This is a genomic window from Ensifer sp. NM-2 (assembly GCF_003024455.1).
In the GTDB taxonomy this organism is placed as follows: Bacteria; Pseudomonadota; Alphaproteobacteria; order Rhizobiales; family Rhizobiaceae; genus Ensifer; species Ensifer canadensis.
On record NZ_PVZR01000006.1, the window covers coordinates 275,548 to 298,651 of the forward strand.

22 protein-coding genes and 1 pseudogene are annotated in these 23,104 nt (G+C 61.7%); 12 read left to right on the forward strand and 11 right to left on the reverse strand.

Annotated elements, in window-relative coordinates:
- Nucleotides 1-4 precede the first annotated feature (4 nt).
- The 6 genes from C6558_RS14965 to C6558_RS14990 all read left to right on the forward strand — a co-directional run bounded on the left by C6558_RS14965 (nucleotide 5) and on the right by C6558_RS14990 (nucleotide 7,914).
- On the forward strand, nucleotides 5-1,237 hold the full coding sequence (locus tag C6558_RS14965; RefSeq protein ID WP_057209761.1) for a sugar ABC transporter substrate-binding protein: 1,233 nt from the start codon (nucleotides 5-7) through the stop codon (nucleotides 1,235-1,237).
- Between the two features lie 18 nt (nucleotides 1,238-1,255).
- The gene (locus C6558_RS14970; protein ID WP_057209759.1) at nucleotides 1,256-2,212 is read left to right on the forward strand and encodes a carbohydrate ABC transporter permease; all 957 of its coding nucleotides are present in this window, start codon (nucleotides 1,256-1,258) and stop codon (nucleotides 2,210-2,212) included.
- Nucleotides 2,205-3,017: a carbohydrate ABC transporter permease gene (locus C6558_RS14975; RefSeq protein ID WP_025429197.1), complete on the forward strand. Its 813-nt coding sequence runs from the start codon at nucleotides 2,205-2,207 to the stop codon at nucleotides 3,015-3,017. The genes C6558_RS14970 and C6558_RS14975 overlap by 8 nt, the downstream gene beginning before the upstream one ends.
- A gap of 3 nt (nucleotides 3,018-3,020) precedes the next feature.
- Nucleotides 3,021-4,724 (forward strand): amylo-alpha-1,6-glucosidase, encoded by a 1,704-nt coding sequence (locus C6558_RS14980; RefSeq protein WP_107027481.1) that lies wholly within the window; start codon nucleotides 3,021-3,023, stop codon nucleotides 4,722-4,724.
- Between the two features lie 14 nt (nucleotides 4,725-4,738).
- A complete protein-coding gene (locus tag C6558_RS14985) occupies nucleotides 4,739-5,773 on the forward strand; it encodes a LacI family DNA-binding transcriptional regulator (protein ID WP_057222873.1) in 1,035 nt (344 codons plus the stop codon).
- Between the two features lie 128 nt (nucleotides 5,774-5,901).
- Nucleotides 5,902-7,914, forward strand: a complete 2,013-nt coding sequence (locus C6558_RS14990) for a beta-galactosidase (protein ID WP_199197033.1) — start codon at nucleotides 5,902-5,904, stop codon at nucleotides 7,912-7,914.
- Nucleotides 7,915-7,959: 45 nt separating this feature from the next.
- Here C6558_RS14990 and C6558_RS14995 read toward each other — a convergent pair whose 3' ends face one another.
- Nucleotides 7,960-8,454 carry an SRPBCC family protein gene (locus C6558_RS14995; RefSeq protein ID WP_107027482.1) on the reverse strand — a complete coding sequence of 165 codons (495 nt, stop codon included), beginning with the start codon at nucleotides 8,452-8,454 and terminating at the stop codon, nucleotides 7,960-7,962.
- A gap of 1 nt (nucleotide 8,455) precedes the next feature.
- Nucleotides 8,456-8,836: a helix-turn-helix transcriptional regulator gene (locus C6558_RS15000; RefSeq protein WP_107027483.1), complete on the reverse strand. Its 381-nt coding sequence runs from the start codon at nucleotides 8,834-8,836 to the stop codon at nucleotides 8,456-8,458.
- A 253-nt stretch (nucleotides 8,837-9,089) separates the two neighbouring features.
- On the opposite strand from C6558_RS15000, the gene C6558_RS15005 reads away from it, so the two are divergent.
- Complete coding sequence (locus C6558_RS15005) at nucleotides 9,090-9,587, forward strand: DUF2165 family protein (protein ID WP_025429191.1); 498 nt, start codon at nucleotides 9,090-9,092, stop codon at nucleotides 9,585-9,587.
- Nucleotides 9,588-9,677: 90 nt separating this feature from the next.
- On the opposite strand, the gene pcaF is transcribed toward C6558_RS15005, so the two are convergent.
- Genes pcaF through C6558_RS15020 form a run of 3 tightly spaced genes read right to left on the reverse strand, consistent with a single transcriptional unit; the run spans nucleotide 9,678 to nucleotide 12,537 of the window.
- Complete coding sequence (gene pcaF, locus C6558_RS15010; RefSeq protein WP_107027484.1) at nucleotides 9,678-10,883, reverse strand: 3-oxoadipyl-CoA thiolase; 1,206 nt, start codon at nucleotides 10,881-10,883, stop codon at nucleotides 9,678-9,680.
- Nucleotides 10,884-11,666: a CoA-transferase subunit beta gene (locus C6558_RS15015; RefSeq protein ID WP_107027485.1), complete on the reverse strand. Its 783-nt coding sequence runs from the start codon at nucleotides 11,664-11,666 to the stop codon at nucleotides 10,884-10,886.
- 10 nt (nucleotides 11,667-11,676) lie between these two features.
- Nucleotides 11,677-12,537 carry a CoA transferase subunit A gene (locus C6558_RS15020; protein WP_107027486.1) on the reverse strand — a complete coding sequence of 287 codons (861 nt, stop codon included), beginning with the start codon at nucleotides 12,535-12,537 and terminating at the stop codon, nucleotides 11,677-11,679.
- A gap of 240 nt (nucleotides 12,538-12,777) precedes the next feature.
- Here C6558_RS15020 and C6558_RS15025 point away from each other — a divergent pair, with 240 nt between their 5' ends.
- A complete protein-coding gene (locus C6558_RS15025) occupies nucleotides 12,778-13,533 on the forward strand; it encodes an IclR family transcriptional regulator (protein ID WP_107027487.1) in 756 nt (251 codons plus the stop codon).
- Between the two features lie 75 nt (nucleotides 13,534-13,608).
- A complete protein-coding gene (locus C6558_RS15030; protein ID WP_057219044.1) occupies nucleotides 13,609-14,271 on the forward strand; it encodes a sulfite oxidase-like oxidoreductase in 663 nt (220 codons plus the stop codon).
- Between the two features lie 84 nt (nucleotides 14,272-14,355).
- On the opposite strand, the gene C6558_RS15035 is transcribed toward C6558_RS15030, so the two are convergent.
- The 6 genes and pseudogenes from C6558_RS15035 to C6558_RS15060 all read right to left on the reverse strand — a co-directional run bounded on the left by C6558_RS15035 (nucleotide 14,356) and on the right by C6558_RS15060 (nucleotide 20,063).
- Nucleotides 14,356-14,559: a hypothetical protein gene (locus tag C6558_RS15035; RefSeq protein ID WP_025429185.1), complete on the reverse strand. Its 204-nt coding sequence runs from the start codon at nucleotides 14,557-14,559 to the stop codon at nucleotides 14,356-14,358.
- Nucleotides 14,560-14,987: 428 nt separating this feature from the next.
- On the reverse strand, nucleotides 14,988-15,449 hold the full coding sequence (locus C6558_RS15040) for an acyl-CoA thioesterase (RefSeq protein ID WP_038578389.1): 462 nt from the start codon (nucleotides 15,447-15,449) through the stop codon (nucleotides 14,988-14,990).
- A 287-nt stretch (nucleotides 15,450-15,736) separates the two neighbouring features.
- On the reverse strand, nucleotides 15,737-16,816 hold the full coding sequence (locus C6558_RS15045; RefSeq protein ID WP_107027488.1) for a GSU2403 family nucleotidyltransferase fold protein: 1,080 nt from the start codon (nucleotides 16,814-16,816) through the stop codon (nucleotides 15,737-15,739).
- A gap of 370 nt (nucleotides 16,817-17,186) precedes the next feature.
- A pseudogene (locus C6558_RS15050) lies at nucleotides 17,187-17,696 on the reverse strand (amidohydrolase family protein); the annotation flags it as partial.
- Nucleotides 17,695-19,011 carry an aspartate aminotransferase family protein gene (locus tag C6558_RS15055; protein ID WP_107027489.1) on the reverse strand — a complete coding sequence of 439 codons (1,317 nt, stop codon included), beginning with the start codon at nucleotides 19,009-19,011 and terminating at the stop codon, nucleotides 17,695-17,697. The gene C6558_RS15055 and the pseudogene C6558_RS15050, both read right to left, overlap by 2 nt.
- Nucleotides 19,012-19,013: 2 nt before the next feature.
- Complete coding sequence (locus C6558_RS15060) at nucleotides 19,014-20,063, reverse strand: phosphotransferase enzyme family protein (protein ID WP_107027490.1); 1,050 nt, start codon at nucleotides 20,061-20,063, stop codon at nucleotides 19,014-19,016.
- Nucleotides 20,064-20,246: 183 nt separating this feature from the next.
- On the opposite strand from C6558_RS15060, the gene C6558_RS15065 reads away from it, so the two are divergent.
- From C6558_RS15065 to C6558_RS15075, 3 genes are all read left to right on the forward strand, one after another.
- Nucleotides 20,247-20,927, forward strand: a complete 681-nt coding sequence (locus C6558_RS15065) for a GntR family transcriptional regulator (RefSeq protein ID WP_025429179.1) — start codon at nucleotides 20,247-20,249, stop codon at nucleotides 20,925-20,927.
- A 76-nt stretch (nucleotides 20,928-21,003) separates the two neighbouring features.
- Complete coding sequence (locus C6558_RS15070) at nucleotides 21,004-21,744, forward strand: SDR family NAD(P)-dependent oxidoreductase (RefSeq protein ID WP_025429178.1); 741 nt, start codon at nucleotides 21,004-21,006, stop codon at nucleotides 21,742-21,744.
- A gap of 212 nt (nucleotides 21,745-21,956) precedes the next feature.
- Nucleotides 21,957-23,009: an ABC transporter substrate-binding protein gene (locus C6558_RS15075; RefSeq protein ID WP_025429177.1), complete on the forward strand. Its 1,053-nt coding sequence runs from the start codon at nucleotides 21,957-21,959 to the stop codon at nucleotides 23,007-23,009.
- Nucleotides 23,010-23,104 lie beyond the last annotated feature (95 nt).

A 23,104-nucleotide genomic window follows, 5' to 3' on the forward strand; every position in this document is an offset into this window, starting at 1 on the left:
AAGCATGCAGAACAGGACGAAATCGCTCATCGGCTCGCTCATGGTCTTGGCCATGGCTGGAGTTGCCACGGCCCGCGCGGAAGAAACCTTGCGCTTTGCCACCTGGGACACGGATGAGAGCCTGGCGATCCAGCAGGCGATTGCCAAGAAGTTCGAGGAAAAGCACCCGGGCGTGAAGGTGCAAGTCGAGCCCTATGCCGATGGTTACGACCAGAAGCTGATCGCCGCCTTCGGCGCCGGCAGCCCACCCGACGTCATGTATATGTGGAATTTCCCGCAGTACTACACCTCGCTGATGCCGCTCGACGATCTGATCGCGCGCGACGCAGCCGAAGTGAAGCCGGACGATTTCCCTAAGGGCCTGATGAACACCACGCGCGTCGAAGGCAAGACCTACGGCATGCCGTCGGGCTTCACGACCCAGGTCGTCTTCTACAACAAGGACATGTTCGCCAAGGCCGGCGTCGAAGAGCCGAAGGATGGCTGGACCTGGGACGATCTGCGCGCCAAGGCCGCCAAGTTCCGTGACGAGAAGAACAAGGTCTACGGCTTTGCCGTCGACGCCAAGCCCGACCCTTACGACTTCGAGCAGTTCCTCTGGTCGAACGGCACCAAGTACATCTCCGACGATGGCAAGCAGATCGACGGCTACATGAACAGCGATGCGGCGGCCCAGGTGCTCGACATGTTCGGCGATATGGCCAAGACGCAGGAAGCGATCACGCTCAACCTCGGCGACGACACCTCGGGCAGCACGCTGTTCAAGGGCGGCAAGATCGCCATGTTCCAGAGCGCAATGTGGTCGAAGGCAGGCATCGACTCCTCGGGCATCAAGTATGGCGTGGCGCCGTTGCCGAAGTTCGGCGACAAGACCGCCCATTCGGCGCTCGGCGTCTCGGCGATCTCGATCGCCAAGGACGCAGCACACGCTGACCTCGCCTGGGAGTTCGTCAAGTTCTTCTCCTCGCCGGAAGCCGTTGCCATGCGGATCAACGACCTGCCGGTCCGCACCAGCGTTGCCGAAGAAAAGGGCATGACCACCGATCCGATCTACAAGCCGTTCTTCGACATTCTCGCGACCTCGAACACCGAAACCCACGCGTTCCTGAAGAACGCCAACTGGGGCAAGGTGCAGGACAATCTCGCGCGCGCCATCGAAGCAACCATGATCGACCAGGGCAACGCCAAGCAGCATCTGGACGATGCCGTCAGCCGTTCCAAGCGGTTGATCAAGTAAGCAAAGGGAGTACGGGGGATGGATATGACCTATGCCGGGGCAGAGCCCAAGGTGGCAAGGCGCAAGCGCTCAGCCATCGCGCGCTACGCAGCGCCCTATCTGTTCATCTCCCCGTGGATCCTCGGGTTCCTGTTCTTCACGCTCGGGCCGCTCGTCTTCTCCCTGACGATGAGCTTCTATGACTGGCCGGTGGTCGGTGAGCGGGCCTTTGTCGGTCTCGACAACTATAAATCGATGCTGTTCGACGATCCGCAGTTCTGGGAGAGCCTCTGGATCACGGTGAAGTTCGCGGCGATCTACGTGCCGTTCAACATCGTCATGTCGTTCCTCTTGGCGATGATGCTGCACAACATCACCTTTGCCAGCGGCTTCTTCCGCACCGCCTTCTATCTGCCGAGCGTCATTTCCGGCGTCGCGCTGGTGACGATCTGGAGCTGGATCTACAGCAAGGAATACGGCCTTTTGAACTTCATGCTGTCGCTCGTCGGCATCCACGGGCCGAACTGGCTCGGCGATCCGAATCTCGCGATCGTCGCGATTATCATCGCCAGCCTCTGGGGTCTCGGCGGCACCATGCTGATCCTTCTGACCGGCCTCAAAGCCATTCCGAAGGAGCTTTACGAGGCGGCCACCGTCTCGGGCGTTCCCGGCTGGGCACAGATGCTGTTCATCACCCTGCCGATGCTCGGGCCGATGCTGCTTTTTACCTTCATCACCTCGATCATCTCGGCCTTCCAACAGTTGACCATCGCGCTCCTCCTGACCAAGGGCGGCCCGCTCGGCTCCACCTATTTCTTTGCTATGTATATCTACGACAACGCCTTCAAATATTTCGACATGGGTTATGCCGCCGCCGGCTCCTGGGTGATGTTCATCATCGTTCTGGCGCTCAGCCTCGGCGTGATGCGCTGGTCGGCCGCCTGGGTCTACTACGAAGGCGAAGTCCGCCAGAACGATGGAGAAGGCCATGCGTAAGACGCTGCTCTATTCCGCGCTGATCCTGCTCTCGGCCCTGTTTATCGCGCCGTTCTACTGGACCTTCATGACGGCGATCAAAAGCACCGCCGATCTCTACCAGTTCCCGCCGGTCTTCTGGCCGTCGGAATGGCACTGGGAGAATTTTGCCGCCGCCTGGAACAAGCAGCCCTTCGGCACCTACCTGACCAACTCGGTCATCGTCGTCGTGTTTTCGACCATCGGGCAGCTGATCTCGAGCTCGCTGGTTGCCTATGGCTTTGCCCGCTTCCGCTTCCCTGGCCGCGACCCGCTGTTCATCGTGCTGCTCGCCACCATGATGATCCCGTGGGACGTGAAGATGATTCCGCTCTACATGGAATTCAACATGCTGGGCTGGATCAACACGCTGAAGCCGCTGATCGTGCCGGCCTATTTCGCCGACGCCTTCTTCGTCTTCCTGCTTCGCCAGTACATCATGACCGTGCCGATGGAGATCGACGAAGCGGCGCGCATGGATGGCGCCAACGCCTTCGACATCTATTGGCGCATCCATCTGCCGCTGATGATGCCGGCCCTGGTGCTGGTCGGTACCTTCCACTTCATGAACGCGTGGAACGACTATCTTGGTCCGCTGATTTTCTTGAACGACCAGTCGAAATACACGCTGACGCTCGGCCTTTCGATGTTCAAGGGCCTGCATGAAGTCGACGTGACCTCGATTGCCGCGATCACGGTGATCCTCTGCCTGCCGCCGCTGGCACTGTTCTTCGTCGCCCAGCGCTACATCATGGATGGTGCGGTCGGCTCGTCGGTGAAGGGGTAAACGATGCTGTTCGATATCGATCATATCCCCTTCAGCCGAAAAGGACGGTTTCTGACGCTGTCGATGATGAAGGTGCCGGGTGGCGACGGCGCGCGTGCTCTCTATCTGCGCTTTGTTGCCGGCGGTGACGAACGGCCCTCGCTCGGTCGCCTTTGCCGCGTCGAGTTCCTCGATGCAATGGGCAAGCCGGCGCAGGCAACCTTTGAGTTGACGCCGGAGCGGCTGGTTGCCCGCATCAATGCCGGATCGCTGACTTTTGTTATCGGCGAGGGCGAGCGGCTACATGTCCGCGGCCAGAATGCCGGCGTGCGCTTTCACCTGGAAGGATCGCGCTACGATTACGTCTATCGCACGCCCACCGGCGTCGATTGCCTCGTGGCAGCCGTCGAGAACGTGAAATTCATCCCGCGGGCTGTGTCTGGCACCCTTGACGTGTCGGGCGCCTGGCAGCGCGACCACTCGGCCGACGTTTCCTTCGCATTCACGGGCACAGGCATTTTCGAGGGCAATGTCGACTTCTTCCGCACCGTGCCGCCGACAGCGCCGCTTGAGAGCTTCGCGGACGCCCTTTCCGACGTCACTGTCGAGTTCGAAAAGTGGTACGGCAAGGTGCCGAGGGGCGCGCACGGTCAGGACGCGGCGCATCGGCTGGCAAGCTATCTGCTGTGGGCAAACGGCGTGCCGGTTGGCGGCCAGCTGACACGGCCGGCGATCTACATGTCCAAGAACCACATGATCAACATCTGGAGTTGGGACAACGCCTTTTCGGCACTGGGTGTGGCGGCCGTCGATGCGGACCTCGCCTTTGACCAGCTCGCAGCGATCTTCGACCATCAGGACGGCTCCGGTCTCCTGCCCGATTACATCAATGATCGTGACGTGCTCTTCGCCTTCACCAAGCCGCCGGTCCATGGCTGGGCGGTGTCGCTTATCGCGGCTAGGCACCCGGATTTCCTGACGGCGGAGCGCAAGAACTATCTGCGCGACGCAATCGGCCGGCAGGTCGACTACTGGCTGACCTATGCGCGCACGGACGCAACGTCGCTGCCGAGCTATTTCCATGGCAACGATAGTGGCTGGGACAATGCGACCTTCTTTGCCGAAGGTGGCCCGGTCATCTCGCCTGATCTGCCGGTATTCCTCATTCTCGCTTGCGAGACGCTTGCGACTTTGCTCGAGAGCGATCCTGCGCGTGCTGCGGAATGGAACGCCAAGGCGGATGTCTTGCAGGCGTTGCTGTTCGCGCGCCTCTGGACCGGCGCAACGTTTGGCGCCCGGCTTGCGGGCGCACCGGACCGCATCTTGCCGGGCGAAAACCTGATCCAGTTCATGCCGCTGTTGCTCGGCACGCGTCTGCCCGCGGAAATGCGCGAAAAGCTTGTTGCCCGTCTCGTCGCTGGCGGCTTCATCACCGCCTGGGGGCCGGCAACCGAAAGCCCCAAAAGTTCGTTCTATGAGGATGACGGCTACTGGCGCGGCCCGATCTGGGCACCGACGACGTTGCTCCTCTGGGATGGCCTTCGTCGGCAAGGGGAGATTGAGCTAACGCGCGAAATCGCGGAAAAGTTCTGTTCACTTGCCAGCAAAAGCGGTATGGCCGAAAACTTCGATGCGCGGTCGGGGAGGGGCCTTCGCGATCGGGCATTCGCCTGGACATCCGCAGTCTATCTCCTGCTGGCGGCATCGCTCAGCGACGACAATCCATGACGAGCCGAGACGCCATGCAAAGACCAACGATCAAGACCATTGCGCAGGAAACGGGGCTGTCGATTGCCACCGTTTCGAAGGCCCTGAAGCATTCGCCTCAGGTTCGCCCGGAGACGCGCGCGATCGTGATCGAAGCGGCCGAGCGCGTCGGCTACGAACTGAACATGCACGGCGTGCAGTTGCGCACTGGCAAGACCTATCAGGTCGCGGCGATCATGACGGCGCCCGGCCCGAAGCAGAACGAGTGGGAAGGCGTGGAATACGCCCAGCTCTTGAGCGGCATTTCCTGGGCGCTGGAAGACAGCCCGTACCGGGTCTCGCTCTATGCGGTCAGGAATTTCGAGGAAAGCCAGGCCGTCATCCAGCAGATCGTGTCGCTGAAGAAGGCCGACGGCATCATCATCTCGGGCACGCGCGCCGACGATCCGCGCATCCGCACGATGCAGGCGGCCGACTTTCCCTTCGTCACCTATGGCACCAGCGTGCACAACGCGCCGCATGCCTATGTCGATGCCGACAACGAGCAGATGATCCGGGTTTCGATGGCGAGACTGGTCGACCGCGGCCATCGCCGCATCGCGCTGCTCAACCCACTGTCGGATCTGAGCTACGGCATAACCCGGTTTGAAAGCTACAGGCGCGCGCTCGAGGTTGCCGGCTTGCCCTTCGACCCGGCTCTGGTCGCACATGGGCGGTTGACGCCGGCCTTCGGGCGGGAAAACGTGCTGACGATGGCGGATCTCTCCAATCCGCCGACCGCCTATATCTGCGCCAACGAGGCCTCGGCGCTCGGCGCCTTCTCCGGTTTCCATGAGCGCGGCCTCGTGCATGGCCGCGACGCCGTCATCAATGCCACTGACGACCTGAACGTCAGTCAGTATTTCGCGCCACCGATCACCACCTATTACCTGCCGATCAGCGAGCCGAGCAGCCTGCTCGGCGCCTACATCCTTCGCCGGATGGAGGGCGAGCCGCCGGAGGCGCTGCAGACGCTTTTGATGCCGAAGCTGATCGAGCGCTGCGACGACCGTTTGACCCCAAACCGCTGAAGACGAACAACGACCCGACGACCACACGACTGCGCCTGATGATATAAACGTTTATATCCCGGAGAGCGCTCGCATCGAAGACGAAGTGCCGGGTGAAGCCGGCCGAGAGCATGACGAAGGACCCGATCTTGCATATGCCCCTGACGAGACCGAACCGTTTCAACGCCGACCAGCAGGAGACCGACATGCTCGAACTCGGCGTCTGCTACTATCCGGAGCAATGGCCGCGCGAGAAATGGGAAGAGGACGCCCGCCGCATGGTCGAACTCGGGCTTGCCTGGGTGCGCATCGGCGAATTCGCCTGGGCCAAGATCGAACCCAGATCGGGTGAATTTCATTGGGAGTGGCTTGATGACGCGATCGACGTGCTCGGCCGCGCCGGTCTCAAGGTCATCTTGGGCACGCCGACCGCCGCACCGCCGAAGTGGCTGATCGATCGTCACCCGGACATCCTGCCAGTCGACGTCAAGGGTGTCGTGCGCAAGTTCGGTGCCCGGCGCCATTATTGCTTCTCCAGTCGCAGCTACCGCATCGAGGCCGCACGCATCTCGGAGGCCATGGCCGAACGTTACGGCAAGAACGCCTTCGTCCATGCCTGGCAGACGGACAACGAATATGGCGACCATGACACGATCTACAGCTATTCCGGCGAGGCCGAGCGGGCGTTTCGGCTTTGGCTCGCCGAGCGCTACGGCACGACCGACGAACTGAACCGCGCCTGGGGCACGGCGTTCTGGGCGATGAACTACAACAGCTTCGACGAAGTCGAACTGCCGAACAACCTCGTCGAAGAGCCGAGCCCGACCCATATCGTCGACTTCATCCGCTTCTCGTCCGACCAGGTGAAGAGCTTCAACAAGGCGCAGGTCGACATTATCCGCAAGCACTCGCCGGGTCGTCCGGTGACGCACAATTTCATGTCGCAGAACACCGACTTCGACCACTACAAGGTCGGCGAAGACATCGATATCGCGTCCTGGGACGTTTACCCGATGGGTGGGCTGTTGAACGGTCGTCTTTCACCGGAGGACAAGGGACGCTACCTGCGTGTCGGCGACCCGGACCAGCCGGCCTTCAACCACGACCTCTATCGCGCTGTCGGCCGTGGACGCGTTTGGGTGATGGAACAGCAGCCCGGTCCGGTCAATTGGGCAGCGCACAACCAGTCGCCGGCCGATGGCATGGTGCGGCTCTGGACCTGGCTTGCCTATGCGCATGGCGTCGACATGGTCTCCTATTTCCGCTGGCGGCAGGTGCCGTTTGCACAAGAGCAGTTCCATGCCGGCCTCTTGCTTCCCAACAGCGAGCCCGACCAGGGTTATCTCGAGGTGGCTCAGGTCGCAGAAGAGATGAAGCGGCTGCCGAAAGGCGAGGCACGTGGCAAGGCCAAGGTCGCGATCCTGCTCGACTACAATTCGCGCTGGGCGACGCGCGCCCTGCCGCAGGGCCGGACCTACTCAGCCTCGGCGACGGCGCTCGACTGGTATTCGACCGTCTCTCGCCTTGGCGTCGACGTCGATTTCATCGGCCAGCATTCCGATCTCGACGGCTACCAGCTGGTGCTGGCGCCGGATCTTGTCATCGCCAACCAGGCCTTTGTCGAGAAGCTGGTCGCGTCGCAAGCCAAAGTCTTGTTCGGACCGCGCAGCGGCAGCAAGACCGAGGACATGCACATTCCTGAAGGGCTGCCGCCAGGCCCGCTTGCGGCACTTGTCGACGTCAGTGTCGCTCGCGTTGAATCCCTGCCGGAATTTCATGGCGAGACGGTGCTTTACGGCAACGAGACCTATCCGGCCGGCATCTGGCGCGAGACCGTACGCACAAGCGAGACGGTACTGGCGACCTTCGAAGGGGAATACCGCAATGGCGCGCCGGCACTCGTCGGCAACGACAAGGCGCGTTACATGGCGGCGGCCGCCCGTGGCGACCTGCTGAAAAAGGCGATCAATGACGCCCTTGGCTGGGCTTCCGTCGAAGCGCTCGCCGATCTCGGCGATCTGCGCATCACCCGCCGCGGCAAGCTCAACTTCGCCTTCAACTACGGCAAGGAGCCGGTGGACGTGCCGGCTGGCGCTGGCGCTACCTTCCATGTCGGTGCCCGCAAGCTCGGTCCCGTCGACGTCGCCATCTGGACGGAATGAGAATTGGACCGTGGGCGGATCGCTCCGCCCACGGTCATTCCATGACTATTTGGCCGGTTCGGAGGCCAGGATTCCTTCGAGGCGGTCATAGCCGATGGCAATGCCGCTCTCCATCGGCGACTTGAGGACGGCATCGCGGGTCGCCGTCGAGGAGTAGATAACAGCCGTCGTCACCGTGGTGCGCCCACCCTCCTCGACGAAGTGGGTCGTCACTTGGGTTTGGCCGCCGGTCCAGTCCTCGTCAAAGAGTTCCTCGTGCACGATCCGGTCCGGTGCATCGATCTCGCGATAGGTTCCGCCCATGCCCATCTCGACACCTTCGGCGCTTTTCCAGACGTAACGGAAGGTCCCGCCAGGTCTCAAATCAATCTCGCAAACGGGCAGCGACCAGCCGTCCGGGCCGGTCAGCCAGCGCTTGACGAGCGCCGGTTTGGTGAAGGCGTCGAAGACCAGCCGGCGCGGCGCGTCAAAGCTGCGGACGATGCGAATTTCCCGGTCGCCATGGGCCGTGACGGCGAGTTTGTTGGATGCAGTCTTCATGTCATTCCTCCTTCGTGAAATTGGTGGGGTTTGCGGTGGGTGCCTGTGACGTGGCCTCGGCTTTCAGCTCCTCAAGCAGGGTATCGAGGCGGGCAAAATTCGCTTCCCAAAGCTTGCGATATTCCTCCAGCCAGTCGGTTGCCTCGGTGAGCGGATCGATCTCGATGCGGCAGGGGCGGCGCTGCGCATCGCGGCTGCGCGAAACCAATCCGGCGCGCTCCAGCACCTTCAGGTGCTTCGACACGGCCGGCTGGCTCATGGCGAAGGGCTCTGCAAGTTCGAGAACAGATGCTTCGCCCAGGGCCAGACGAGCAAGGATCGCCCGCCGTGTCGGGTCAGCAAGGGCGGCAAAGGTGGCGTCGAGGCGTTCGGATGGGGTCATTTATATAACCAAGTAGTTTTAGAACTATTCGGTTATGTTGCAGCTTGCGGCGAGAGTCAAGACTGCCCATGGGCAGGGAGAGCGCGACGCGTTTGCAGGCACCTTTTGCGAAGTGCATATTCGTCACTGTGCAAGTTGTGGAAGAGACGCCTCGCGGCTGCGCTCAACTTTGCCGGTGGGCTATGGCTGGCCTGATGCCGGTAGGATTCGACCCGGATTTGGGTGTGCCGGCAGCCGACAGGAGTACCAGACCATGAAAATCATTCGGATTGCCAAAACTGCAGCCGTTGCTGCAATCGCCTTGTTTTCAACGCTCGTCGCCTTCGGCAACATCACCGACTACGCAACGAACTTCGCCTTCGTTCAGCATGTGATGATGATGGATACGATCTTTCCCGACGCGGCGATCAAATATCGCGCCATCACCAGTCCGGTGCTTCACAACCTGTTCTATGTCGTGATCATCGCGGCGGAAACGTTGACGGCGCTGCTTTGCTGGCTCGGTGCCTACAGGCTCGCCACTAACCTCAACGGTGGCGCCCGCGAATTCAACCGGGCGAAGACGGTGGCGATCGCCGGCCTGACGCTCGGCTTCCTCGTCTGGCAGGTCGGCTTCATGTCGGTCGGCGGTGAATGGTTCGGCATGTGGATGTCGAAACAATGGAACGGCGTTCCCGACGCCTTCCGCTTCTTCATCACCATCCTGCTGGTGCTGATCTTCGTGGCGCAGCGCGACGAAGAAACCGTGTGAATAAAAAAGGGGAGCCGTCAATGAACGGCTCCCTATCTGGCTTTCAGATGCGCTTACCGAGCATGCGTTACCGCAAAACCGCGGAGTGCTTTAGACGCGCTCGAGCGCCACGGCGATGCCCTGGCCGACGCCGATGCACATGGTCGACAGTGCATAACGTCCGCCGGTTTCCGCGAGCTCAAGCGCGGCCGTCCCTGTAATGCGGGCGCCGGACATGCCGAGCGGATGGCCAAGGGCAATGGCGCCGCCATTGCGGTTGACGCGGCCGTCGTCGTCGGCAATGCCGAGATCGCGCAGCGTCGCTAGTCCCTGCGAGGCAAAGGCTTCGTTGAGCTCGATGACATCGAACTGTTCCTGCGCCAGGCGAAGACGCGCCATCAATTTCTTCGAGGCCGGGGCCGGGCCGAAACCCATGATGCGCGGTTCAACGCCGGCGGTGGCCCCGCCCAGGATACGGGCGATAGGTCTGAGGCCGTATCTCCTGACCGCCGCCTCGGAGGCAATAATCAACGCCGCCGCGCCATCATTGACGCCCGACGCATTGCCGGCGGTGACCGTGCCTCCTTCTCGTCTGAAGGGTGTGCCGAGCTTGGCAAGCGCCTCCATCGTCGTGGCGCGGGGATGTTCGTCTCTTTCGACGACAGTCGGGTCGCCCTTGCGCTGCGGGATGGTGACGGCGACGATTTCCTTCGCCAGGCGACCGTTGGCTTGCGCGGCTGCCGCCTTCGCCTGGCTGCGCAGCGCAAAGGCGTCCTGGTCTTCTCGACTTACCTTGAAATCTTCGGCGACGTTTTCGCCGGTCTCCGGCATGGAATCGACGCCATATTGCTTCTTCATCAGCGGGTTGACGAACCGCCAGCCGATGGTGGTGTCATAGATCTCGGCATTGCGCGAGAATGCGCTCTCCGCTTTCGGCATCACGAAGGGCGCCCGCGACATGCTCTCGACGCCGCCGGCAATCATCAATTCGGCTTCGCCCGCTTTGATGGCACGTGCGGCAGCGATGACGGCATCCATGCCCGAACCGCAGAGGCGGTTGATCGTGGTGCCGGTCACGCTCGCCGGCAACCCGGCCAGAAGCAGCGACATGCGCGCGACGTTGCGGTTGTCTTCGCCTGCCTGATTGGCGCAGCCGAAGATGACGTCATCGACCGCTTCCCAATCGAGCGAAGGGTTGCGTTCGATCAGCGCCTTCAGCGGTATGGCGCCGAGGTCGTCTGTCCTGACTGACGAGAGCGCGCCGCCGAAGCGGCCGATCGGCGTGCGGATATAATCGCAGATATAAGCATCGGCCATTTACGCGACCTCCTTGTTGCCCTGGTGGGCCTTCTTCGTGCGCGCGTTGATGTCGCGAAGCGTCGCCAGTTCGATTTCAGTCGGCACCGGCGTCTCGATGACCTCTCCGGCGAATTTGATCGGCCAGCCGCAATTGTCGACGATCTGGTCACGCGTGACGCCGTGATGGATCGAAACGACAGTCAGTTCCTTGGTCACCGGATCGGGCTCCAGAATGCAGAGATCGGTGATGATGCGAGTGGGTCCCTTGGTCTTCATGCCGAGCCGTTCGCGATGATCGCCGCCTTCGCCATGACCCATCGAGGTGATGAAGGGCAGCTTTTCGACGAATCCACGCTTGGAGAGCGCCATGGTGATGAAGATGCGGCCGCAATTCGACGCAATCTCCGGAGCGCCGCCGCCGCCCGGCAGCCGGACCTTCGGATGGTCATAGGGACCGACGACCGTGGTGTTAAGGTTGGCGAACTTGTCGATCTGCGCGCCGCCGAGAAACCCGGTGGTAATGCGGCCGCCCTGCAGCCAGTAGCGAAACATCTCCGGCACCGAGACGGTGAAGAGGGCGGTATCGCAAAGCTCGCCGTCGCCGATCGACAAGGGGAGAACATCCGGCTTGGTGCCGACGGTTCCGCTTTCGTAGATGAGCGTAATGTCGGGGGCGTGGGTCATCCGCGCCACGTTGCAGGCCGCCGATGGCGCACCGATGCCGACGAAGCAGACGTCGTCGTTGGAAAGTTCGCGCGAGGCTGCGATGGTCATCATCTCGTTGGGGGTGAAATCCGTCATCGTCGCCTCCTCAAGCGGCCTTCGCCGGCTTCCTGCCGGCGTGTCGTGCAAAATCTTCAGGCCCTGCGTCGAGCACGTTCTCCTTGATCCATGCGGTAAAACTCACGCGGTCGCGGGCGATCTCGTCCCAGCCGATGTAGAAGGCGTTCGAGCGCGGATAGTAGCCGTGGGCGTAGGAGGGGAAGGCGCCGCCCGGCACATGGCTGACCGCCGTTACTGCCCAGGTGGGCAACACGACCGAGTTGGGCGACGGTGGCGCAAGCTCGTCGACGATTTCCTCGACCGTGATGATCGAGCGCTTGGCTGCAAGCACCGCCTCTTTCTGCACGCCGACGATGCCTTCGATGAGCACGTTGCCCTTCCTATCGGCGCGTTGGGCGTGGATGATCGTCACGTCCGGCCGGATCGCCGGAACGGCGGCCAGGACTTCGGACGTGAAGGGGCAGGTGATCTGCTTGATACTCGCGTTCACCTTCGGAAGGTCGGCGCCGATGTAGCCACGCAGCATCGCAAACGGCAGGTTCGCCGCACCCGCCTCATAAGCGTTGGCCATGGCCGCATGGGAATGTTCTTCGATTTCGAGCGGCCGCGGCCACTGGTTTTCGACCGCATCGCGGAAGCGGTGCAGCGAGCCGACGCCCGGATTGCCACCCCAGGAGAATTTCATGCCGCGGGCGGCACCCACGCCGATCAGCTGATCATAGAGGATATCCGGCGTCATGCGCACGAGAAACAGGTCCTTGCGACCCTGGCGGATCACTTCATGTCCGGCAGCATAGGGGATCAGATGGGTGAAACCCTCCATGGCAACGGTGTCGCCATCCCTGACATTGTCGCCGATGGCCTCGGCGAGCGAAACGATCTTCGCCATGTTTCCTCTCTTCTGATTTGAGCGTTGCCGCCAATCGGCGGGCGCATGGTTGTCTGCAGGCGGTGGGAAGAGCTGACGCGTCGTCTTTCGCGGTCCATGGAGTGCGGGCCGACAAGCTCCCGTTGCCTGTATTGGCCCGAAATAGGCTCTCAAAAACAGTGAGCGTCAAACATTTTGTGCGATATTTGACATTTGTTCGTATATCGCACAGATTAATTGCCGGTAGAACGAGGATGAGCCATGAGAGAAACCGATTTCGTCAGCGGTTTTGCCCGCGGGCTGACCGTCATCGAGGCTTTTGGTGAGACACAGCAGAAGCTGACGATCACCGAGGCGGCGAAGATTACCGGTCTGGACCGGGCGACCGTGCGCCGCTCGCTGCTGACGCTCTCGGAGCTCGGCTACGCCGACTATGACGGGAAGTTCTTTTCTCTGACCCCGAAAATCCTGCGGCTCGGCCACGCCTACCTCTCGGCGACACCTCTGCCGACGATCGTCCAGCCCTATCTCGACCAGCTCTCGGAGCGGGCAGGTCAAAGCGCTTCCGCCTCGGTTCTCGACGGCACTGAGATTGTCTATATCGCGCGCGCCTCGCAAAGGCGGGTGATGTCGATCAGCCTGATGCCGGGCTCCAGGCTTCCTGCCTATTGCGCATCAATGGGGCGCGTGTGGCTCGCCGCCTTGCCGGAACAGCAGGCGAGGGACGTGCTCGCCCGCTCGGATCTCAAGGCAAACACACCTCATACGAGAACCGACATGGAAGAGCTGATGGCCGAAATCGGCCGCGTGCGTCACCAAGGCTATGCGATCATCGACCAGGAGCTGGAAATCGGCCTTTGCTCCATCGCCGTTCCACTTCAAAACGATCGCAACCAGATCGTGGCGGCACTCAACATCGGCGCGCCGGCCGCACATGTGCCGGCTGCTGAAATGGTCGAACGTTATCTGCCGCTCCTGAGGGAGACGCAGGCTGCCTTGCGGATCGTGCTGCGCTAGAGACAGCTCCCGTCTCTGATGCTTGACGGAAACCGCGACGGGTCTTCTAATCCGCGCGGACCGGAGGAGCACCCGATGACCGACGAAGAACCCCCAACGGAAACCAAGCTGACGACGACGAAGCGGCGTTGGGCGGCGGCCGGCAAGTTCCTCACCGGGCGCGCAGCCCGGCCTGAGGACGAACGATTGCCGCCGGGCCAGCACCTTGTTCGGGATTGGCCGGTGCTGGACCTCGGGCAGCAGCCCGCGATCGGCGTGGAGCGCTGGCGGCTGGATGTGACCGGCCTCGTCGAACAGCGCCTGTCGCTGGATTGGATAGCGTTCAAGGCATTGCCGCAGAGCGACAGCCTCTCCGACATCCATTGCGTCACCACCTGGTCGCGCTACGACAATCGCTGGCAAGGGGTCTTGACGCACGACCTGCTCGACCTGGTCATGCCGAAGCCTGAAGCGTCTCATGTGATGCTGACGAGCTACGATGGTTATACGACCAATCTGCCGCTCGCCGATTTTGCCTCGGAACACGCGATCCTTGCGACCGATTGGGAGGGCAAGCCGATCAGCCGCACCCATGGCGGGCCGATGCGGCTTGTCGTGCCGCATCTCTATTTCTGGAAGAGCGCAAAGTGGCTGACGCGCATCGATTTTCGAGCCGGCGACGAGGCCGGTTTCTGGGAGCGCAATGGCTACCACATGCGTGGCGACCCTTGGCTTGAGCAGCGTTATTCCGCTGACTGACGGCCGGGCGTGGCTTTGGATATTGCCGGGAAAATGTACTCTGCGTTGCCCGCCGCGATCTGCCGGCGGGCAACGCAGCTGATGCTATTTCATCAGGTCCATATGCTGTTCGGCCCGCGCCTTGATCAAAGGGTCGAGGTCCGACTTGTAAGGCCCGTATTTCGTAAACATTTCGTGGGCTTCGAGCGGCGGAATGCCGGATGCGCGGATGAAATCCTCCAGATCGTACCGGACCTCGCCGTTGGCGACGCCCTCTGTAAACTGAAGTCCCGTCTCGGATGTGGACATTTGAATCTCCGTTATCCCGAGCCCGCAACGACGGTGTTGGTTCCCGTGGCAGCAGGCGTTGATAGGTGGCTTCGGTTGTTCACGAAATGGCGCCAGATGCAGAACGCGGCGCGGTGGTTTTGAACGCGTCATTGTGGCTTTTCAGAACGCGGGGGCATGCTCACAGCACATTTGCGCGGGATTCACGCCGCAGAGGCGCCGAATGCATGTATGGGCTTCAACAGGCTTAAGGGCCAACAACGCCGCCCTCCATGCGCCGGGCAGGTGGCGGACCGCTCCCCTTGGCCATTTAGCTCCGGCCGGTGAAAGATACACTATCAAGCCGCCGGGCCAAACACAGGAATGGTCCTTGCGAGGCCTTGTTGCAAAAAGTGACCTTGGCTCCGGCGCCGGGCGAAGCCGCCATGCGAGCAAACGGATTGCGGCGATCAGGCTTCGGTGGGCGAGCCAGCAGCTTGAAAGCGGGCCTCGAACTCCCGCCGCAGGTTTTTCCGCACCTCCGCCGCGCGCTGGCGTCGCTTTCGGATGCTGGTCACGGGATTGTAAGTCGGAACCGCGGTCGGACGCCCCTCGGCATCGACGGCCACCATAGTGAAATAGCAGGAGTTCGTGTGCCTGCGCTCGCCGGTGCGGATGTTTTCGGCTTCGACGCGGATCCCGACTTCCATCGAGGTCCGCCCGGCCTGATTGATCGAGGCGCGAAAGGTCACGAGTTCGCCGACATGGATCGGCTGCCGGAAGACGACCTGGTCCACTGACAAGGTCACCGCATATTCCTGCGAATAGCGCGAGGCGCAGGAAAACGCGACGCGGTCGAGAAGATTGAGCAGGGCGCCGCCATGGACCTTGCCGCTGAAGTTGGCCATGTCGGGCGTCATCAAGACGACCATTTCAAGCTCGCTGGTGTCATGCCCGGCTTCCACGGCCACTCCTTCTAAGATGATCGCAGCCCTTCTGGACCGACACGCGGCCGACGATGCCAGTATTCCAAGCCATGGTCCAGCGGTCTGAGACCTCCGGCTCGGTGGGCGACCGTGGGACTGGCCAGGGTGCGGGAACGTCGTCGCAGATCGATTGGCACCTCATGACATGATCGACCGTGTGCATACTCGGTAGCGTCCCGTTGAACCGAATCGTCTCGACATATGGCGCATTATTTCTTGAGTAGATCGGAGCGTTACTCTGCTTTGTAATCGATGCCCAGTTCACGGAACAAGGCGGCCGTAGCAGCTCTATCTCCTCGGGACATGTACTCCATTCCGGCCCGGATCGCATAGCGCCAGGCCTCTCCCCTTTCCCAGGCTTCCTTGAGAGCATCCGACAGGTCACCGAGACGGTTGGAAGCATCGAGCGCGTCGAAGAGCAATACCGCTTGCCTCAAGTCCTTGTCGCGCTTTGCAGCCCCAATCGTATCGACTACGCGGCGGGAGGCCACGATCAGCTTGTGAACAGCATAGCGCTCCGGAGCCGGGACAATCACGGAGATTCCGCTTTTGTGTAGCAGGACGGCTCGCACGGGCTCATAGATGAGGAAATCCAAAAACCACAGCGGATCGGCGCTTGCCCCACCCAGGGCGGGCATGTCGGCCGGTTGATCTTGATAGTCATCACTACCCCTATTTCCGATCAAGAATTCCACATTGTAGCCCGCCCGGTTCTTGAATGCCGTTGATCGGGTTGACCCTGAGCGATGCGGGATCGGCCGGAAGGTCGGATCGACGCCTTGTAGGATTTCAAGAATAGGTGGAAGCGAGTGCCCTACTTCGGAGCTGATCGCGTAGTCCTGGGCGAAATCAGCATCACCCGTCGTCATCGAGGCGGCAGGAAGACGGACGCCAAGATGGCCCGCATAGGTCGAGAACGCTACCGTTCCTACCAAGCAGGCCCGCAAGCGGAAAATGCCAGCCTGGGCCAGCGCCTCGACGACATCGCCGGAAAACGGTTCGGGAGCTGGTAATCCAGCCTCGCGAACAAGGGTGGTGACCAGCTTACGGCGGGCCTTGGCGTCATCCTTGATCGCGCGGAAGTCCTTTACCCGCCTGTTGATTTCGGGATCATCGGCCGGTCCAACATACCGGCGTTTCTGTCGGTGGCCCTCGCCTTCGTCGGGCTGGTCGAAATACCAGTATTTGCGGGCTTTGACCGTGACCGGCACGAAGCGGCCTTCGACCGGGAAATCGGCCGAGAAGCTGGCGTCGAGCAGACGTTGACCGAGTTCGGCGGTCATCGTGCGATACATCAGGTCGATCTGCCGCATATCTGCTCCCGTTATACTGAATTGCGAAAATTAGTATAACGGTCGGAAACTCCGATGGGTTGGCGTTATACTGAATTTGTAAATTTAGTATAACGGCACTAACCTTCTTTTCAAGAACAATCGACGACGGCGGCCCAAGGGGTGGGTAAGGTCGGAAGCGTTGACATCAAGATCGGGCTTCGGGTCGCCTGGAGCAAGAGGATCCAGCGGCCTGATCACTGATGTTGAAAATTGCCTGGAAGCGTTGATCCGTGCTTCCGGTTTGCCGATGTCCATTTGTGCCCACAGGCGAGGGCAGAAGTCGCGACACCGAAATTAGCCACGAGTGCACGCGCATTGAGGTATTGAAGCTTGTTCTCGTCCAGTCCGTTCAACGTGGCTGCGGTGGCACGACGTGGCGGCGGTTGATGGTCGCCGGACGGCCCTTGATGGACAGGGCCGTATCGCGCTTCTCGCGTTCAGCCACGACCTTGCCCTTCGCCACGACACAGAGCCGCTCGGCGCGCAGGCGCACCGCCTCGGTGGGGTTGCCCGCATCGAGCACAACGAGGATTGCCGATTTGCCGACGGCTAGGCCGAGATGATCGAGATCCCATGATCTCGGCATTGACCTTGGTGACCATGTCGAAACAGGTGCACATGTCCGCGGGCGAGGACATCTGGGCGACGTGCAATCGCATGAAGGCGACGTCGAGCATGTCGGCTGTGCCGAGGCGCGCCACCCCTGCAGCATGATGTTGATCAGCGGATTGGGGATCGCCGAGACACCGGCTTCCGCAATCAGCGGCAGCAGTTTCGAGACGTAGTAGCTGTCCATCGAATGCATCGAGGTAAGGTGCGAGCCAGCCGCCCGGCCTTGCAGGGCAGCTTTGCTTCTTTCAGAGCGTCCTCAGCACGTCGCCGAGTGCGTCAACCAGCATGTCGGCGTTCTCGCGGGAGAAGACGAGGGGAGGACGGATCTTCAGAACGTTAGCATTGGGACCTGAGGCGCTGATCAGGATGCGCCGCTCGCGCAGGCCGTTGACGATGCGTGTCGACAGGGCCGCGTCAGGACGCTTTGTGGCCGAGTCCACGATGATCTCGACGCCGATGAAGAGCCCAGACCCGCGCACGTCGCCGATCGCCGGATGGGTAGCTGAGAGGCTCTTCACCCTGTCCATAAGGTGGCGACCAACCACCAGCGCATTCTGTTGGAGGCCTTCAATGCGGATCGTGTCCAGCACGGCCTTGCCGGCGGCGGCAGCGACTGGATTACCGCCGAACGTGTTGAAATAGCGCGCCCGAGGACCGAACTCGGCAATGACCTCCGGGCGCAGAACGATGCCGGCCATCGGGTAGCCGTTGCCCATCGGCTTGCCGATCGTCACCATATCGGGCGCGACGCCGTGGCGTTCGAAGCCCCACATGGCCTCGCCGGTGCGGCCGAAGCCGGGCTGTACTTCATCCGCCACGAAGAGACCGCCGGCCTCATGGATGGCGTCGACCGCCGGCTTCAGAAAACCTTTCGGTCCCTCGAAAATACCGTCGCTGGAAAAGATCGTGTCGGTGATCAGCATGGCCGGCTTGATGCCGTGGCGCTTCAAGTCAGCAATCGCCGCACGCACGTCGCGGCCGAACTTTTGCACCATTTCTTCGGCGGAATGACGGTAGCTGTCCGGAGCAGGCACGGTGCGTACATGCGGCCCCAGCGTCACGGCTTCGCCGAGGGATGGCGAGAATTCCGCGACGGCGCTCGTGAGACCGTGATAGGCAAGCTCCGTTGCGATGATGCCTGTGCCGCCGGTGACGAAGCGGGCGATGCGCACCGCAAGGTCATTCGCCTCGCTGCCGGTACAGGTGAACATGACCTGGCTGAGCGCCTCGGGGAAGGTGGCCGTCAGCGCCTCTGCATAGTCGACGATGCCTTCGTGCAGGTAGCGCGTGTGGGTGTTCAGCACGGCGGTTTGCCTGGTGATCGCCTCCACCACGCGCGGGTGGCAATGGCCGAGCGAGGCGACGTTGTTGTAGGCATCGAGATATCGTTCGCCGGCCGCGTCATAGAGAAAGACGCCTTCGCCGCGCACGAGATGCAGCGGTTTTTCATAGAAGAGGCGGTAGGCGGGACCGAGCACCTTTTCCCGGCGCGCGATCAGCGCCCGTTCGGCTTCGTTGAGCCGTTCGAAATCTTCGCGCGAGAAGGCATTTACCATCGACATGATCAGGCCTCGGAAAGGTTGGGCACGAGCCTTTTCAGCCCGGCCGGCGTCAGATCGGATATGTTTTGAAGCCCCCGCCAGGCGGTGGCGTGGTTGCGCAAAATGTAGTCGCGGTTTTCCGGGAAGCGTGCGGAGCGCCATTCGGCGATGATGAGAGACATCGCCAGCCGCGACCGGGTCAACACTGGTAGAAGTTCAATTTCGGCAGGCTCCAACGCACGTGCCGAAAGGAACCCCTCCAGGAAGGAACTGGTGCGCGCCGCCCAGTTTTCCGTCGCCAGATGATAGGAAAGCGCGACGGCAAGATCGTTGATGAGTGGCGCATGGACCATGTCGCCGAAATCGATGATGCCGACGACTGCGGTGGGTGCGGCCGGATCGAGCAAAACATTGTGCGGGTTGAAGTCGTTGTGGATGATCTGCCGCCGCTTGAGACTGGTGATGGCGGGAAGCGCCCGCTCGAACTCCGCCAGCACGGCCTCCGCCTGCGCCCGGCGTTCGGGCGCGACATGGTCGACGACGGCAGTGAGATCGAGAGTGTGCGAAATGTCCCACATCAGCTTTCCCACCGGCGGGCGTCCGTCATAGTCCTCAAGGCCAAGCCCGAGTTCCGCAAGCGCCCGGCCGACGTTGCGGCTCTGCGCCTCGGAGGCGGGTGTGCGGTACTGCAATTCGCCGCGCAGGAAAGTGAGCAGGCGCATGATGCGCGGGCCATCGGCGGTGGAAAGCGTGTGGCTAGGCTCTCCGCTTTTCGTGAGTATGAGCCGCGGCACCGGCACGGCGGGGGCGGCAGCCTCCAGATGCAGGAGCGCACCGTCCTGGAATTCCAGCGCGGCCGGATCCTCGGCGGGATTGGCAATCTTGAGGATGAAGTCCGTTCCGTCCGAGCGGGTGAAAAGAAAGGTCTCGTCCCTTTCGCTGGAAAACCGCCTGATCGTGCCGCCCATGCCATAGACCTGCGTCACCGCGGCCTCGGCATCGGCAAGCGATGTCGCACTCCACGTCGCCGACATGGAATCGGCCTTCTTGGCGGTGGGCGATGGCTCCGTCATGCTTGCTCCGTTGGTGCAGTTGCCCGCATTTCCTTCGATTGTCCCTGCCGTCTGCTGACCACGGTGCCGACTAAATTGCCGCCGCAAGCCGTTTGGCGGAAGATGTCCGCGACATGTCATACTTGAAACACGCCGAAAAAGATGCATCAAGTATCTTGTTATTCGATTTTGCGGACCAGTTCCATGCCTCAATTTACGTCACTGGATCATGAGAACCTCAACAGCGCCGTTTATGGTGCGTTGTGCGATGCCCTGATCCAGGGACGGTTCCAGCCCGGCGACCGGCTGAAGATCCGTGATCTGGCGGAACAATTCGGCACGAGCGTCACACCGATCCGCGACGCCATCCTTCGGCTTGCCAATGACGAGGCGATCACCTTCCGCTCGCCACGCGACATCCGCATCCCGGGTTTGAGCGAAAACCGCTACCGCGAGATCCGCGCAATCCGTGTCCGGCTGGAGGGATTGGCGGCGGAAACCGCCGCCCAGGTGGCGACGAGCACGGATATCGAGGCATTGGAACGCATCTTGCGCGAAAATGAACAGGCAATCGAGGCCGGCGACCGGCTGAAGGGCACGCAACTCAACCAAGCCTTCCACTTCCTGTTGCCGCAGATCGCTGGGCTGCCGGTGCTGAACGGCATCCTGCGGCGGCTCTGGCTGCAGATGGGGCCGCACATTTCCGATGCCTATATAGAGGGTGGACGTGCGATGATCGACCATCACTACCCGGTCGTCGAAGCCCTGAAACGGCACGATTCCGCCGCCGCCTCGATGGCGATCGTCGACGATATCCTGCTCGGCGGCAAGCCGATCCTCGAGCGCATCGAACGGGGAACGGAGCGGGAGGCGCGCCGGGCCTGACATCACTTGGAAGAGGAGGCTTGCAATTCATGGGCGGCCCATTACGATGTATCAAGCATCAACAGAGAACGCTCCCATGACCGAAGAATGCCGCTACATGTTGCTGACGGGTGCGAGCCGCGGGATCGGTCATGCGACGGTCAAGCTCTTCCAGTCGAAGGGCTGGCGCATTCTCACCGTTTCGCGTCAATCCTTTTCCGAGGAATGCGCCTGGCCCTCCGCCCGCGAAAGCCATATCCAGGCCGACCTCGCGGATCTCACGCAGATCGACCGCCTGGCAGCGACGGTGCGCGAGCGCCTGCCGAACGGCCGGCTGCACGCGCTCGTCAATAATGCCGGCATTTCGCCGAAGGGGCCGGGCAAGAGCCGCCTCGGTGTGCTGGATACGGATGCCGATGTCTGGACGCAGGTGCTCAACGTCAATCTTATCTCGACCGCTTTGATCGCCCGCGCACTCATGCCGGAACTGGAAGCAGCGAAGGGCTCGATCGTCAATGTTACGTCGATCGCCGGCTCGCGCGTCCACCCCTTCGCAGGCGTTGCCTATGCGGCGTCCAAGGCGGCGCTTGCCTCGCTGACCCGTGAAATGGCGCACGAATTCGGCCAACGCGGGGTCAGGGCGAATGCCATCGCCCCGGGCGAGATCGAAACGTCGATCCTGTCGCCCGGAACGGATGAACTGGTGGCGGCGGAAGTGCCGATGCGAAGACTGGGCGAACCGCGCGAGGTCGCGGAGACCATCTATTTCCTCTGCACCGAGCCATCGTCCTACATCAACGGCGCGGAAATTCACATCAACGGAGGTCAACACGTCTGACGATGGTCGACTGGGGGAAATCCCCGCTGACCGACAAGGACCGGAGTGCATCATACGGTCGGACAAACGCCCGGGGAGAAAGGGCGCGACGACCGGAAAGGCTGTAATCATCGCAATACGCCAAAGGGACGGGTCAGCAGTCCGCATGAGATCGTCAACGGGGGCCGGAGGCTGACGGCGGTTCCTTCACAAACGAAGAAAAGGGGAGTGCAATGAAGACTATCTTTCAAGCGGGTGTTCTGGCGTCCGCCGTCGTCGTGCTGTCCGCAAGCCTTGCCGCACCGGCATTCGCACGGGACCTGACCGTCGTCTCCTGGGGCGGCAACTATCAGGACGCGCAGCGCAACATCTATTTCAAGCCCTTCGCCGAAAAGACCGGCAAGCCGGTGCTCGACGAAGCCTGGGACGGCGGCATCGGCGTCATCCAGTCGAAGGTCAAGGCCGGCGCGCCGAACTGGGATGCCGTGCAGGTGGAAGCCGAAGAGTTGGCGCTCGGCTGTGCCGACGGGCTCTATGAAAAGATCGACTGGGACAAGATGGGCGGCAAGGACAAGTTCCTCGATTCTGCGGTCGATGACTGTGGTGTCGGCGCCATCGTCTGGTCGACGGCGATCGCCTATGACGGTGATAAGCTGAAGGAAGGCCCGGCCTCATGGGCGGACTTCTGGAATGTCGAAAAATTCCCCGGCAAGCGCTCGCTGCGAAAAGGCCCGAAATATACGCTCGAATTCGCGCTGCTCGCCGATGGCGTCTCTAAGGACGAGCTGTACGACGTGCTTGGGACCGACGAAGGGGTCGAGCGCGCATTTAAGAAGCTCGACGAGTTGAAACCGCACATCGTTTGGTGGGAATCGGGCGCCCAGCCGCTGCAGTTCCTCGCCTCTGGCGAAGTGGCGATGACGTCGGCCTATAACGGTCGCATCACCGGCATCAACCGCACGGAAGGCAAGAACTTCAAGGTCGTCTGGCCGGGCAGCATCTACGCCGTCGATAGCTGGGTGGTGCTGAAGGATGCGGAAAACAAGGACGCCGCGCAGGACTTCATCGCCTTCGCAAGCCTGCCCGAACATCAGGCGAAGCTGCCGGAATTCGTCGCCTACGGCCTGCCGAACAAGGAAGCTGCAGCCAAGGTTCCGGCAGAATTCGCCAAAGACCTGCCGACCGATCCGGCGAACATGACGGAGTCGATCTCGCTGAATGTGGACTTCTGGATCGACAATGCCGAAACGCTGACGCAGCGCTTTAACGCCTGGCTGGCTCAGTAAGAACATCCGCCGCGAAGGGCGCTCCGACGGGCGCCCTTCCTGCCTGGCCGGGTGCGTTCTCACGGGTTTTCCGGATGGCGCATCCTTCGCCTCTA